The organism is Galbibacter pacificus (genome assembly GCF_029603165.1).
GTDB lineage: Bacteria > Bacteroidota > Bacteroidia > Flavobacteriales > Flavobacteriaceae > Galbibacter > Galbibacter pacificus.
In genome coordinates this window covers 63,992-78,113 of record NZ_JAQSVC010000001.1, presented here as the reverse complement: position 1 = coordinate 78,113, position 14,122 = coordinate 63,992, and the positions used below count along the sequence as shown (strand labels likewise).

At 38.1% G+C, this 14,122-nt stretch carries 15 protein-coding genes; 13 read left to right on the top strand and 2 right to left on the bottom strand.

The features are described 5' to 3' along the window. The first annotated feature begins 2 nt into the window (after positions 1 to 2). From PSF86_RS00390 to PSF86_RS00380, 3 genes are read left to right on the top strand one after another with little or no spacing between them, the layout of a single operon-like run. Positions 3 to 266: an acyl-CoA-binding protein gene (locus PSF86_RS00390; RefSeq protein WP_277898079.1), complete on the top strand. Its 264-nt coding sequence runs from the start codon at positions 3 to 5 to the stop codon at positions 264 to 266. A 57-nt stretch (positions 267 to 323) separates the two neighbouring features. After that, positions 324 to 605 carry an autorepressor SdpR family transcription factor gene (locus PSF86_RS00385; RefSeq protein ID WP_277898078.1) on the top strand — a complete coding sequence of 94 codons (282 nt, stop codon included), beginning with the start codon at positions 324 to 326 and terminating at the stop codon, positions 603 to 605. Further along, positions 592 to 1,239 (top strand): SdpI family protein, encoded by a 648-nt coding sequence (locus tag PSF86_RS00380; protein ID WP_277898077.1) that lies wholly within the window; start codon positions 592 to 594, stop codon positions 1,237 to 1,239. The genes PSF86_RS00385 and PSF86_RS00380 overlap by 14 nt, the downstream gene beginning before the upstream one ends. 58 nt (positions 1,240 to 1,297) lie before the next feature. Here PSF86_RS00380 and PSF86_RS00375 read toward each other — a convergent pair whose 3' ends face one another. Beyond that, a complete protein-coding gene (locus PSF86_RS00375; protein WP_277898076.1) occupies positions 1,298 to 3,928 on the bottom strand; it encodes a valine--tRNA ligase in 2,631 nt (876 codons plus the stop codon). Positions 3,929 to 4,056: 128 nt separating this feature from the next. On the opposite strand from PSF86_RS00375, the gene PSF86_RS00370 reads away from it, so the two are divergent. Beyond that, positions 4,057 to 4,446 carry a DUF1573 domain-containing protein gene (locus tag PSF86_RS00370; protein WP_277898075.1) on the top strand — a complete coding sequence of 130 codons (390 nt, stop codon included), beginning with the start codon at positions 4,057 to 4,059 and terminating at the stop codon, positions 4,444 to 4,446. A gap of 54 nt (positions 4,447 to 4,500) precedes the next feature. Here the strand turns inward: PSF86_RS00370 and PSF86_RS00365 are convergent, their stop codons facing one another. After that, a complete protein-coding gene (locus tag PSF86_RS00365) occupies positions 4,501 to 5,856 on the bottom strand; it encodes a PDZ domain-containing protein (protein WP_277898074.1) in 1,356 nt (451 codons plus the stop codon). Between the two features lie 127 nt (positions 5,857 to 5,983). Here PSF86_RS00365 and PSF86_RS00360 point away from each other — a divergent pair, with 127 nt between their 5' ends. The 9 genes from PSF86_RS00360 to gap all read left to right on the top strand — a co-directional run bounded on the left by PSF86_RS00360 (position 5,984) and on the right by gap (position 14,107). Continuing rightward, complete coding sequence (locus PSF86_RS00360) at positions 5,984 to 7,174, top strand: pyridoxal phosphate-dependent aminotransferase (RefSeq protein WP_277898073.1); 1,191 nt, start codon at positions 5,984 to 5,986, stop codon at positions 7,172 to 7,174. Then, positions 7,167 to 8,189, top strand: coding sequence for a UDP-N-acetylmuramate dehydrogenase (murB, locus tag PSF86_RS00355; RefSeq protein ID WP_277898072.1), 1,023 nt, complete (start codon positions 7,167 to 7,169; stop codon positions 8,187 to 8,189). The genes PSF86_RS00360 and murB overlap by 8 nt, the downstream gene beginning before the upstream one ends. A gap of 137 nt (positions 8,190 to 8,326) precedes the next feature. Beyond that, a complete protein-coding gene (locus PSF86_RS00350) occupies positions 8,327 to 8,902 on the top strand; it encodes an RNA polymerase sigma factor (RefSeq protein ID WP_277898071.1) in 576 nt (191 codons plus the stop codon). Beyond that, positions 8,899 to 9,684, top strand: a complete 786-nt coding sequence (locus tag PSF86_RS00345; protein ID WP_277898070.1) for an anti-sigma factor domain-containing protein — start codon at positions 8,899 to 8,901, stop codon at positions 9,682 to 9,684. Before PSF86_RS00350 ends, PSF86_RS00345 begins: the two co-directional genes overlap by 4 nt. Before the next feature lie 218 nt (positions 9,685 to 9,902). After that, positions 9,903 to 10,109 (top strand): membrane or secreted protein, encoded by a 207-nt coding sequence (locus PSF86_RS00340; RefSeq protein ID WP_277898069.1) that lies wholly within the window; start codon positions 9,903 to 9,905, stop codon positions 10,107 to 10,109. A gap of 100 nt (positions 10,110 to 10,209) precedes the next feature. Continuing rightward, a complete protein-coding gene (locus PSF86_RS00335) occupies positions 10,210 to 10,800 on the top strand; it encodes an RNA polymerase sigma factor (protein ID WP_407933300.1) in 591 nt (196 codons plus the stop codon). A gap of 121 nt (positions 10,801 to 10,921) precedes the next feature. Continuing rightward, positions 10,922 to 12,139: an Nramp family divalent metal transporter gene (locus PSF86_RS00330; RefSeq protein WP_277898068.1), complete on the top strand. Its 1,218-nt coding sequence runs from the start codon at positions 10,922 to 10,924 to the stop codon at positions 12,137 to 12,139. A 49-nt stretch (positions 12,140 to 12,188) separates the two neighbouring features. Further along, on the top strand, positions 12,189 to 13,067 hold the full coding sequence (gene lipA, locus PSF86_RS00325) for a lipoyl synthase (protein WP_277898067.1): 879 nt from the start codon (positions 12,189 to 12,191) through the stop codon (positions 13,065 to 13,067). A 44-nt stretch (positions 13,068 to 13,111) separates the two neighbouring features. After that, the gene (gene gap / locus PSF86_RS00320; RefSeq protein ID WP_277898066.1) at positions 13,112 to 14,107 is read left to right on the top strand and encodes a type I glyceraldehyde-3-phosphate dehydrogenase; all 996 of its coding nucleotides are present in this window, start codon (positions 13,112 to 13,114) and stop codon (positions 14,105 to 14,107) included. Positions 14,108 to 14,122 lie beyond the last annotated feature (15 nt).

The window sequence follows — 14,122 nt, the reverse complement described above, 5'->3', positions numbered from 1 at the left end:
AAATGAATCAAGAAAAAATAGATAAAGAATTCGAAGAAGCCGTAGAGCGCGTTAATAATTACCAAGAACTGTTTCCAGCAGATTTTTTGTTGCGCCTTTATGCTTATTATAAAAAAGCTACTCAAAATAGTGAGCCGCCAAGCAGCAGGCGCTCCATAATTAATGCGTTTAAAGCAAATGCACTCTTTCAGGCCAGGGGTATGACCGAAAACGAAGCCAAGGAAAAATACATCAAACTAGTTAAGGAATATTTTAAGTATAAATAGTGTATTTTTTATCGAAAATTTGTTTTTTATTAAAAATATTTAGATATTTATCTAAATATGCAATTAATGAACCATCTTTTTAAAGCCTTAAACGATTCGACCAGGAGAGAGATATTATCTCTATTAAAAGAAAAGGATATGAGCGCTGGTGAAATTGCCAATGAGTTCAATATTTCAAAACCTAGTATCTCGCACCATTTGGAGCTCTTAAAAAGAGCAGACTTGGTCAATAGCAAAAAGGATGGCCAATTTGTTATATACTCCATAAACACGACCATTCTAGATGACTTATTAAACTGGATACTAACTTTAAAAAACAAAACAGATGAAAACCCTTAAGATTCCCGAATGGTGCTATTTAATTATTGTGGCAATACCATTTATCTATTTGGCAATTATATGGAACGATTTGGACGAAAAAATCCCCCTGCACTTTAATTATAAAGGTGAAATAGACCGCTGGGGAGGCAAAATACAGCTCATTGTTATTCCAATATTGTTGCCCCTGCTCACCTATTTAATTATGCTTTTTGCGCCCAAAATCGACCCTAAAAAAAGGATTGATGAAATGGGGAATAAATACGACCGCATTAAATTTTTTCTAGTGTTGTTTATGAGTGCATTGGCCTGCTATATAATCTATGCCGTAAAAAAAGAATCGTTAAACATAAATAGTATGTTTTTGCTTATTGGGTTTTTTATAGCTGTTTTGGGGAATTATATGCAAACCGTTAAGCCCAATTATTTTATTGGTGTAAAAACTCCATGGACACTCGAAAACGAATCTGTTTGGAAAAAAACACATGTAATGACCGGAAAATTATGGATGATTGCAGGTACCTTTGTAATCATTGCAAGTTTATTAATCCCAAAAGATTTTTTTTCTAAGGTATTTATAGCCACTATTTTAGCAATTGCTTTCATTCCAATAGTATATTCCTACATTATATATAAAAAACAAGCCAAAGACTAAAAGTCTTTGGCTTGTTTCTATTTAAAAATAGTAAGTTATTAATAAGAAAAAAGGAATCCTATTTCAAACTCGCAAGGCTCTCTTTAAGGGTTTCAATTTTTGCCAAAGCATCGGCTTCTTTTTGCTTCTCCATTGCAACCACTTTGTCGGGGGCATTGTTTACAAAACGTTCATTCGACAATTTCTTTTGAACCGACTTTAAAAAGCCTTCCGTATACTTTAATTCTTCTTCAATCTTACTTATTTCACCTTCCACATCGATAGCTCCAGCTACAGGAACAAAATATTCGTTGGATTTAACCCTAAAGGAAATAGCCCCCTCAACTTTATCATCTACATAAGAAAGCGTATCGATATTGCCCAGTTTTTGTATAATAGGATCGAACATTGTAGAAGCCTTTTCGTTATTTATCACAGAAAGGGAAATCTCGTTTTTAAAAGCAATGTTTTTTTCCTTTCGGATGGTTCTAATGCCAGAAATTACCTCAGCTGCAAAATCAAATTCACCTATAATTTTCTCATCTACATTCTCAATTTCGGGCCATTGCGAAACAATTAAGGCTTCTTCGGGCTTGCGTTCTTCCATATGTTGCCAAATTTCTTCTGACAAAAATGGCATAAACGGATGCAACAATTTTAAATTGGCTTCAAACAAAGCAATTACTTCTTTGTATGTTTTAGCATCGATTGGCTGTTGGTATGCAGGTTTGACCATTTCCAATAACCAAGAACAGAAATCGTCCCAAACAAGTTTATAGGTAGCCATCAAGGCATCAGAAATCCTGTATTTGGAAAACTGGTCTTCTATATTTTTTAAAGTATGCTGAAATTTATTCTTATACCATTCAATAGCAATTGATGCATACCCTGGTTGTTCAATATTTGCAACCTCCCACCCTTTTATCAAACGGAAGGCATTCCATATCTTATTGGCAAAGTTCTTTCCTTGTTGGCAAAGTGCCTCGTCAAACAACAAATCGTTTCCTGCGGCTGAGCTCAACAGCAAGCCCACACGAACTCCATCGGCACCAAATTCTTCAATCAACTTCAACGCATCTGGGGAATTTCCCAAAGATTTTGACATCTTTCTGCGCTGTTTATCACGCACCAAACCGGTTAAGTATACATTGTTGAAGGGTTTTTCGCCACGGAATTCGTACCCGGCAAAAATCATTCTTGCCACCCAGAAAAATAAAATATCGGGGCCGGTCACCAAATCGTTGGTTGGGTAATAGTACGAAATCTCTTTGTTTTCGGGCTCGACAATACCGTTAAAGACACTCATGGGCCATAACCAAGAAGAAAACCATGTATCCAAAGAATCTTCATCCTGTTTTAAATCGTTAACCGTTAAAGCACTTTTTCCCGATTTTTCTTTGGCTTTTAGCAATGCTTTTTCGGCATTTTCGGCAACCACAAAGTCGTTTTCGCCATCTCCGTAATAATATGCGGGTATTTGGTGCCCCCACCACAATTGCCGGGAGATATTCCAATCGCGGATGTTTTCCAGCCAATGGCGGTAGGTATTCTCGAATTTAGAAGGAAAAAGTTTAATTTCCTTATCGTCCAAGACTGCTTTTAAGGCAGGTTTTACTAACTCTTCCATTTTTAGAAACCATTGATCGGAAAGCCTTGGTTCAATTACAGCTTTGGTACGCTCGGAAGTACCTACTTTATTAAGGTGGTTTTCGGTTTTAACCAAAAAACCCTTTTCTTCCAATTCCTTGGAGATTTCCTTTCTTACCGTAAACCTATCTTTTCCTTCGTAATGAAGCCCGTTACTGTTTAGGGTGGCATCGTCGTTAAAAATATCAACAACCTCCAGATGGTGCTTGTCGCCCAGTTTTTTATCGTTTTCGTCGTGTGCAGGGGTTACTTTCAGACAACCTGTCCCAAATTCTAAATCCACATATTCATCTTCGATAATGGGAATTACGCGTCCGGCCAACGGAACAATTGCTTTTTTTCCTTTTAAGTTGCTGTAACGTTCATCGTTGGGATTGATGCAAATGGCAGTATCTCCTAAAATAGTTTCCGGGCGAGTGGTAGCAATGGTAATTTTTTCATCACTTCCTTCTATAGCATACGATATGTAATACAACAATCCTTGCTGTTCTTCGTAAATCACTTCTTCATCGGAAAGGGTCGTTTTTGCTTCTGGATCCCAGTTTACCATGCGGTAACCGCGGTAAATCAATCCTTTTTCGTACAAATCGACAAAAACCTTTATTACAGCTGCTGACATATCGCCATCCATTGTAAATTTGGTCCGGTCCCAATCGCATGAACAGCCCAGCTTTTTAAGCTGATCGAGTATCACGCCTCCATATTCATGCGTCCAGTCCCAAGCATGTTCCAAAAATTCTTCCCTGGAAAGATCGGTTTTATTAATGCCCTGTTCTTTTAGTTTGGCAACCACTTTTGCTTCGGTGGCAATAGAGGCATGATCGGTACCTGGCACCCAACAGGCATTGTACCCTTTTAAACGGGCCTTTCTTATCAAAACATCCTGAATGGTGTTATTAAGCATGTGCCCCATATGCAATACTCCCGTGACGTTTGGCGGCGGAATTACAATGGTGTATGGCTCTCTTTCATCGGGTTCTGAATGAAAAAAATCATGTTTCATCCAGTACTCATACCACTTGTTTTCAACCGATTTGGCATCATATTTTGATGGAATATTCATTTTCGGAACACTTTTTGGTTTAAGAATGCAAAAGTAGCTATATCCGTAGGATTATAAAAGGCAATCAATAAATTTTGCGGGTTAACTAAAAGTAATTAAATTTGATATTCACTTAAATCTGAAAAACGATGAAAAAATTACTAATGCTATTATTTGTTGGAGTGATAGGTTTTGCGGCCCAAGCTCAGGAAAAAACAGCAAAAATAGAATTTAAACAAGACGTGATCGACTATGGTGAAATCGCTAAAGGAAGCGATGGAGTTCGTGTATTTGAGTTTACAAACACAGGAGAAGTTCCTTTAGTAATCTCTAATGTCCGCTCAAGCTGCGGATGTACGATACCCAAAAAACCGAAAGATCCCATTGCTCCCGGCGACACAGGAGTAATCGAGGTTAAATATGATACCAATCGTGTTGGACCCATAAGAAAGACCATTACTGTGGAATCGAATGCAGATACGCCCACGGTAGCCATTAAAATTAAAGGTACCGTATTGGCAAATAGCACAGGGAAATAATTTTTTTTGATTATTAAAAATTAAAAAAGCGGTTCTTCGGAGCCGCTTTTTCGTTTATAAAACCTTTACCAATTCAAAAGAAAACTTAAGGATGGAACCTTTGCGGTCTATTGTTAAGTTTACTTTCTTGCCTTCCCGCTCGTTGATCATCTCGCTTACTTCCTGCAAGGTATACCTGTATATGGGCCTGTTATTTACCTTAACGATTACATCGCCTTCTTTTAATCCCACAAGGGCCGCAGGGCTGTTTTCCCTTATTTGGGCAATTTCCAAGGCAGGGTGCAGTTCAAAACTAAATTGATTACGGGTATATACCTTAATTCCGTTTTCATTGGTATTTGCATAGCCAGATTCCACGTCGTCCACCAATTGTTTAACCAACCTAAGTCCGTTATGCTGCAATTCAATCCCGCTCATGTTATATTTAAAGGGATCGTTAAAACTCCCGTTCTTTTTCAAGGTTATTTTCGCATTTGGGTAATCCAGCACCATATCAAACCGTTTTAAAATCTCGGACCCGACCGAGCCGTTCCTGTCATCCATACGCGTTATGTATTGTAATGCCGTAGAGTCGGGATAGGCCACCTTTGCTTCGTGCAGTTCAAAATCACCAATTCCAAACCGCTGCACACGCGCCCTTTTACCATGAATTTTCCCACTGAGCCCAAAACCCAAAAAATCGTCGAAAAATTTAATAGGGCCCGTTATTGCCTGTTCATTGTTTTCAAAAAGCCAAATGGCATCGCAGCTACCACTATCCAGCAAAAGCTTCACGTTTATTTCTTCAATGGTTGTATACTGCTTTATATTGGCATTTATGTAGGCCTTGCTCCCTTCAATGGTCAATGGCAAGGTTTCACACTTTCGGCATCTTTTATATGAATATGCATCGGGGTCGTAAAACTTTATCTTTTCTGCTGAATAATCTATTTCAACAATAAAATTTTTCAACAAATCGTAGCCAATAATCCCGTGGACCCTGTACCCGATCCTGGGTGAAAAATTGATGCTGCTGTCGGCTATTAAATAAAAATCCTGATTGTAGTTAAATACATCGCCCAGTTGAAACCTATTGTTCTTTGAGTGAATTGCCTCAACGGGCTCCCCATCTCCCAGACCTTTGATAAGGATTTTTTCGGAATTATTAATCTTTACGGAATCCGTTTGGGTAATATTGAATAAAATGGGTTTGTTCACGCCCGTATCAAGAATAAACGAAAGTTCCACACCATTTACGGTTACGGGCAGTATTATAAGGTTGTTTACAAAATCAAACTTGACTTTTTCATGTTTTTCCCCGCTTTTTAAACTAAAGCCTCCCTGACCATATGAAAAATAACAAACGGTTAACAATAATAAGGAGATAATATGTTTTAAAACAGCCATGACCCAAAGCCTTACTGAAATCATTATAAATTTAATAAATTTTATGCAATTTTTTTAAGAATTTAACATTCAATTCCCTTAATAACTCCCGCATGGATGTAATGATTTATGAAATATATTTTGCAAATTTGCACGATATAAAATTTGAGATATGCCGATAATTTCTGAGAAAGGCTTAAAAATGCCTGCATCGCCTATTAGAAAGTTAGTCCCGTATGCCGAGGATGCTAAAAAAAGAGGGGTTAATGTTATCCATTTAAATATTGGGCAACCCGATATTAAAACTCCTCAAGTGGCGTTGGATGCCGTTAAAGACAATACGCTGGAAATATTAGAGTACAGCAGGAGCGAAGGCTCTGAAGAATACAGAACCAAGCTTGCCGAATATTACAAAAAAAGGGATATAGATATCAATCCAAGCGAAATTATCATTACCACCGGGGGTTCTGAGGCACTTATGTTTACCATGGGGTCTATTACAGATCCGGGAGACGAAATTATTATTCCGGAACCATTTTATGCCAATTACAATGGTTTTGCTACAGCGTCGGGTGTAAACGTGGTTCCCGTGGTCTCTAAAATTGACGATAATTTTGCGCTCCCGCCCATTGAAGATTTTGAAAAACTTATTACCCCAAAAACCAAGGCCATAATTATTTGCAACCCCGGAAACCCAACCGGCTACCTTTATTCAAGGGAAGAAATAAAAAAATTGGCAGCTATTGTTAAAAAGCATGATCTTTTCCTGATTGCAGATGAAGTGTACAGGGAATTTGCATACGACGGTGCCGAGCATTATTCAATACTACAAGAAGAAGGCTTGGAAAACTACGCCATTGTAGTAGATTCGGTATCAAAAAGATACAGTATGTGCGGAGCCCGGATAGGTTGCATGATCTCCCGGAACAAAGAAATAATAAACACGGCTTTAAAGTTTGCCCAAGCACGCCTTTCGCCGCCTTCTTTTGCTTTAATTGCAAGTGAAGCCGCTCTGGATACCCCACAAAGTTACTTTGACGAAGTAATTGAAGAATATGTAGAACGAAGGGATTTGATAATAACCGAACTGAACAAAATAGAAGGTGTTACGGTAGCAAAACCACAAGGAGCCTTTTATTGCATTGTAAAACTGCCCGTTGAAAATACAGACGATTTTGCACAATGGCTACTCGAAGAATTCAACCTAAACGGAGAAACCGTTATGGTGGCACCGGCGGCAGGATTCTATTCTACCCCGGGCATTGGCTACGATCAGGTTCGTATTGCCTATGTGCTTAAAAAAGAAAACTTGGTAAAAGCCGTAACTATAATAAAAGAGGCTTTAAAAAAATACAATGCATAAAACGGACATTATTGAACATAACGTTTCCTTAAAACCTTTTAACACCTTTGGAATAGCTGTTAAAGCAAAGAACTTTATTGCTGTTTCTTCTGTTGACAAGCTTAAAGAGGTATTGCAATTAAAGACATACCCGCAAAAATTTGTTCTTGGGGGAGGCAGTAATATGCTATTAACGCAGGACATTGAAGCATTGGTAATAAAAATAGATTTAAAGGGCATTGATATTATTTTAAAGGAAAATGACTTTACCTATGTAAAAGTAGCTGCCGGGGAAAATTGGCACCAATTTGTACAATGGGCCATTGGCAAAGACCTGGGCGGACTTGAAAACCTCTCTCTTATTCCCGGAAATGTAGGTACGGCGCCCATTCAAAATATTGGTGCTTACGGGGTAGAGCTAAAAGATATATTTCATTCGTGCGAAGCCCTCGATGCAAATACGCTTGAACCCGTTTCATTTACAAGGGAAGATTGCCGGTTTGCTTACCGGGATTCTTTCTTTAAAAGAAACAAGGGGAAGTACATTATCACCTCGGTAACTTTTAGGCTTACATCCAACAATCATAATATCAACATTTCATACGGTGCCATTGGGGCCGAATTACAAAAGCAGGGAATAAAAAACCCGAACATCAGGCAAATCTCCAATGCGGTTATAAATATTCGCGAAAGCAAACTGCCCAACCCAAAAGAGCTGGGTAATAGCGGTAGCTTTTTTAAAAATCCAGTAGTGCCAACCTCAGTGTTTGAAACCTTAAAAAAAACATATCCCGAAATTCCCCATTATACGGTATCGGCAACCGAAGTTAAAATTCCGGCCGGATGGCTTATTGAACAATGCGGGTACAAAGGCAAGCGCTATGGCGATGCCGGAATCCATAAAAACCAGGCACTGGTCTTGGTTAACTACGGAAATGCATCTGGCAAGGAACTTTGGGACCTTGCCCTTAAAATACAACAATCTGTAAAAGAAAAATTCAATATCTTGATAGAGCCGGAAGTAAATGTCTACTGATATCCAAAAAGAGCCAAAAGAAAGAAAAATATACGCACTGGCATTTTTTAACGTTTTAATTAATACTTTTGGATTTACCCATTTGATAAATTGACTTCTATGGTAATGCCCCAAATATATATTTCAAGTAAAATCGGATGAGTCAACTTCTAGAAAAGAATATAATAACACTTCTCGAAAAAAGGGATGAAAAAGGGATGTCTCTTTTATACGAATATTATGGAGATACGCTCTTTGGCGTCGCCATGAAAATTACCAAGGACGAAGACCTTGCCAAAGACGTTTTACAGATTAGTTTGATGAAAATCTGGAAAAAAATTGATACTTACGACGCAAAAAAATCAAAACTTTTTACCTGGATGTTCCGAATTACGCGCAATACGGCCATCGATAAAATACGGAGTGCCAATTTAAAAAGCGATCAAGAAATCCAAATCGAAGTTTCAGACGTATATAATTTAGGAGTTGAAAGTGTAAATCCGGAACACATCGATATCAAGAAACATTTAAACTCCCTTGACGAGAAGTACAAAATTGTAATGGAGGCCTTATTCTTCAAAGGCATGACACAACAAGAAGCAAGCGAAGAACTGGACATTCCTTTAGGTACTATTAAATCCAGGTTAAAGATAGGATTAAGAGAATTAAGACGAATATATGATCCTGCTACATTGTCAATTTTGTTTTATTTGATAATTCAGTTAAAGCCATGAAAAATGAAGTAAAAATATTTTTGGAAAGCGACTTACTGGAACGTTATATGCTAGGCGAAGTAAGTCAGGAGGAAGAGGTTCGTATTGAGCACTTTATAAGCAAATACCCTGAAGTAGAGCAGGAATACATTACTTTGCAAGAAAATTTGGAACTATACGCAAAAGCACATGCCATGCAAGTTCCTTCAAACGTAAAAAACGAAGTGATGGCACAAGTTAAAGCAACCAAAACCGTTGCTGCAAGTGCCCCTAAAAAAAGTGTTCCTTGGTATTTTATTGCCGCTTGTGTTACCACCTTATTATTTGGTGCCACCACAATTACTTTATGGAAACAGAACAGGTTGCTTTCTACTGAAAAAAACACAGTAGCCAGCCAAATAGAGAACCTTAAAAACGACATCGTATCTACCAATGCAAAGTTGGAGAATATTAAAAGCAAGTATGCGGTTTTAAACGACCCGGAAACACGTAAATACATTATTAAAGGTAACGAGCGTGCCAAAAACCTTAGGTCGGTTGCCTATGTAAACCCGAAAGAAAAACTCTCTGCCATAAATGTTTTGTCCATGCCAGAACTGCCAAAGGACAAAGAACTTAAAATGTGGGCCGAAATAAACGGAGAAATGGTTTGCCTTGGGGTCATTGAAAAAGCAGACAGAAAATTAATGGCCTTGCCCTTTAAAGACAATGCGTCCAATTACAAAATTACCATTGAATCCAAGGGCAACGATAACTTTGCCTCTATAGATAGCGAAGTAGCCAATATAAAATTAACAGAATAACACTTAAACAGCCACTTGTATAACCTCAGATTTTTCTGGGGTTATACTTTTTATACCGTATTTTTAAGCTTACGTTTAGATTATTTTGTCTTTGGTTTTGTAACTTTGCACCAATATTTTGTCGAGACGGGCAAACAATCCCGAGAGCTTTTCAAAATTGCTCTTTCCAGTGAAATGTTTACCCCCTTATCCCGACTAATTTTAGAAAGCACAGAAACATGAAACTTTTATTAATAAGTGTAGTTTTATTAGGGTTAGCATTTGCAGGAATTGCAATAAAAATATGGTCTAAAAAAGATGGTAAATTTGCAGGGACCTGTGCTAGTCAATCCCCATTTTTAAATAAAGAAGGGGAAGCCTGTAGCTTTTGCGGAAAAATGCCGGACGAACAAGATTGCAAAAAAACCGCCCCACAGCATAATTAATTTCCATAAGTACACAACTCTTTACACCTAAAATTTGGAAATTTATAAACCATAAAAAGTTTGTATGTTCTTCATTTTTCTGACAATTTAGTATCTTTATTTGGAACCTAAACACCAAAGTGTATTGGAAGTTACCTCAGAAAACATAAAAGAATACATCAAAAAAGCAAAAAAAGGCGATCAAAAATCATTTAGCTTTCTTTTGGATAATTTTTGGGGCGATGTATTCAACTTTCAACTTATGCGTACCCGAAACGAAAACGAAGCCGAAGATATTACCATAAGAACATTCTCCAAAGCTTTTGATAAAATCGATACCTATAACGATACGTATGAGTTTAAAACTTGGCTCATTACTATCTCCAAGAACATCCACATAGATCTTATCAGGAAAAAGAAGCTCGAACTTGTACATAAAATATCACAACAGGAAGAAAACACCGTTTACAACCTAGCCGATGATGCTCCTACAGCTGAAGACAAACTTATTACAGAACAAAATTTAGCCACCCTTCTTCAACACATAAAAAAACTAAAGCCACATTACCAAAGGGTTATCAATTTGAGGTATTTCCAAGAACTATCTTATGATGAAATTGCCAAAGAATTGGACGAACCCCTCAACAATGTCAAAGTAAAACTTCTACGGGCAAAAAAATTATTGGCAGAAATTATCGCTAAAAAAAAATAACATCCTCTTTTCTAGGTTTAAAACCTCTTCAACAAAAGCATTGAAAAAATTGATATCGCCAAAAGCTTAAAATTTTCTTATTTTCACGCACAAATAATTAACCGCCAATTATTAAAATTTAGTGAAGACCTTTTTTAAAAAACTGGGACCCGGATTACTTTTTGCGGGAGCCGCTATCGGGGTATCTCACCTTGTACAGTCCACACGGGCAGGAGCCGATTATGGTTATGGCTTAATATGGGCATTGTTGTTGGTCCATTTGTTTAAATATCCCTTTTTTCAATATGGGCCGCGCTATGCAATGGCCACGGGAGAAAGCCTTTTGGACGGCTATAAAAAACTTGGCAAAGGGGTGCTGTACGCCTATTTTATATTAAACTTCACCACTATGTTTACCATCCAGACCGCTGTAACCATTGTTACTGCGGGATTGGCCTCCAATCTGTTCGGTATTACCCCCAACCCTATCGTCTGGAGTATCATCATAACTTTTCTCTGTATGATTATTTTAATTATTGGTAAATATAAATTACTTGATAATTTAATGAAGGTTATTATAACCGCTTTAACCATATGCACCCTTATTGCCATTGTTATTGCTGCTACCGAAATTAAAGAGACACTCAGCTTTAACCAAATTGTTCCTAACGGCGCAACGGGGTTGACTTTTTTAATAGCTTTTATGGGATGGATGCCCGCACCTTTGGATATTTCTGTATGGCATTCTTTATGGGCTTTGGAAAAAAAGAAGGTTCAAAAATCTTATAAAACAAAAAGGTCCATAACCGATTTCAATATAGGTTATATCGGTACCGTTATTTTAGGTATCTTTTTTATCAGTCTGGGTGCGCTAATCATGCATAGCTCCAACGAAAGCTTTAATAATGGCGCCACACAGTTTGCGTTTCAGTTTATAAATATGTACACCAACACATTAGGTCCCTATGCTCATTACATCATTGCCATCGCCGCATTTACGGCCATGTTTAGCACTACCCTTACAACCCTGGACGCTTCACCAAGGGCAATGGCCAAAAGCACAACATTGTTGTTCAATAATATACAAGGGAAGTACAACCTTGTCATTTGGATATTGATCTTGGTAACGGGCACCATTGCCATTTTATTGTTTTTAATGTCGGAAATGAAAACCCTTATTGACGTTGCCACCATCTTGTCTTTCATTACTGCGCCATTTTATGCTATTATCAACTATAAACTGGTATCATCCAAGCATATGCCCGAAAAATGGAAGCCGAGTCTTAAAATGCATATTTTAAGCTGGGCAGGGATTCTATTTCTGATGGGTTTTTCGGTATGGTATCTTACAACCATTTAACTCAATTTTCAAACTTAACTTTGTATCTTTGCATTCATAATATTTTGATATGAGCATAGATACTGCAAGTAGCATTGCCCCACCAAAAAAAGGAAAACCCAAATGGTTACGGGTAAAGCTACCGACCGGAAAAAAATATACAGAACTAAGGGGCTTGGTAGACAAATACAACCTCCACACGATCTGCACCTCGGGAAGTTGCCCTAACATGGGCGAATGCTGGGGGGAAGGGACTGCTACATTCATGATATTGGGGAATGTATGCACCCGCTCTTGTGGATTTTGCGGTGTTAAAACCGGAAGGCCAGAAACAATAGATTGGGAAGAACCTGAAAAAGTAGCCCGTTCCATAAAAATAATGAGCATTAAACATGCTGTTATTACCTCGGTAGACAGGGACGACTTAAAAGATATGGGCTCCATCATCTGGGCCGAAACCGTAAAGGCCATCAGAAGGATGAACCCAAACACGACGCTGGAAACGTTGATTCCAGATTTTCAGGGCGAAGAACGTAACATAGACCGTATCGTTGATGTTTCCCCCGAAGTGGTATCCCACAATATGGAAACCGTAAGAAGGTTGACCCGCGAAGTACGCATTCAAGCAAAATACGACCGTAGCCTGGAAGTTTTAAAATATTTAAAAACCCAAGGCATCAACAGGACCAAATCGGGTATTATGCTCGGCCTTGGAGAACAGGAAGAAGAAGTTATAGAAACGCTTCACGACCTCAGGAACGCCAATGTAGATGTAGTTACCATTGGACAATACCTTCAACCTTCAAAAAAACATTTACCAGTAAAACAATTCATCACTCCCGATCAATTTAAAAAATACGAAGAAATTGGTCTGGACCTTGGGTTTAGGCACGTAGAGAGTGGTGCTTTGGTAAGGTCTTCTTATAAAGCACATAAACATATTAAATAAAAAATAGCCCCTGTTAACTTAACATAATCAATTTAGTTACTGCATTGAAAAAAACAAGAGTTGCCATTAATGGCTTCGGAAGAATAGGACGCACCGTTTTCAGGTTACTTATAGAACAACCAAACATAGAGGTTGTTGCCATAAACGATCTTGCCGATACCATAACATTAAGTCATCTATTAAAATACGACAGTATTCATGGGGTATTGAAAAAATCCGTAGGCCATGACAAGGACCACATAATAGTTAACGGCGTTTCCTTTCCCCTGCTGAATTGCAGTTCGATTGAAAAATTAGATTGGAAAAACTTTAACGTCGATATTGTGGTGGAAGCGACCGGCAAGTATAAAACAGAAGCCTTCTTGCAGCACCATCTTATTGGAGGAGCAAAAAAGGTGATTTTGACGGTACCGCCTTTAGACGAAAGCATTAAAATGGTTGTCTTGGGCGTAAACGAACATATACTGGACGGTAGTGAAACCATTATTTCCAATGCTTCCTGCACAACCAACAATGCAGCACCCATGATAAAGGTAATAAAAGACCTTTGCGGTATCGAGCAAGCTTATATAACCACCGTACATTCTTATACAAGCGACCAAAGTTTGCACGACCAACCACACAGGGACCTTAGAAGGGCAAGGGCTGCGGGGCAGTCTATTGTACCAACCACAACAGGAGCAGCAAAAGCACTTACCGGCATTTTTCCCGAGCTCAGCAAAGTTATTGGAGGTTGTGGAATAAGGGTTCCTGTGCCAGATGGGTCTTTAACCGATATTACTTTTAACGTTACCAAGGAAACTTCTATTGAAGCGGTAAATCAGGCGTTTAGAAAAGCTTCTGAAGGGAACCTGAAAAACATCCTTTCTTATACCGAAGACCCCATTGTTTCTGTAGACATCATCAATACTCCGTATTCCTGTACTTTTGATGCGCAAATGACTTCGGTTATAGGAAAAATGGTAAAAATTATTGGTTGGTACGATAACGAATTCGGTTATAGTAGTCGTATTGTCGATTTAATTCATCTTATTAAATAGAAATAATTATATTTA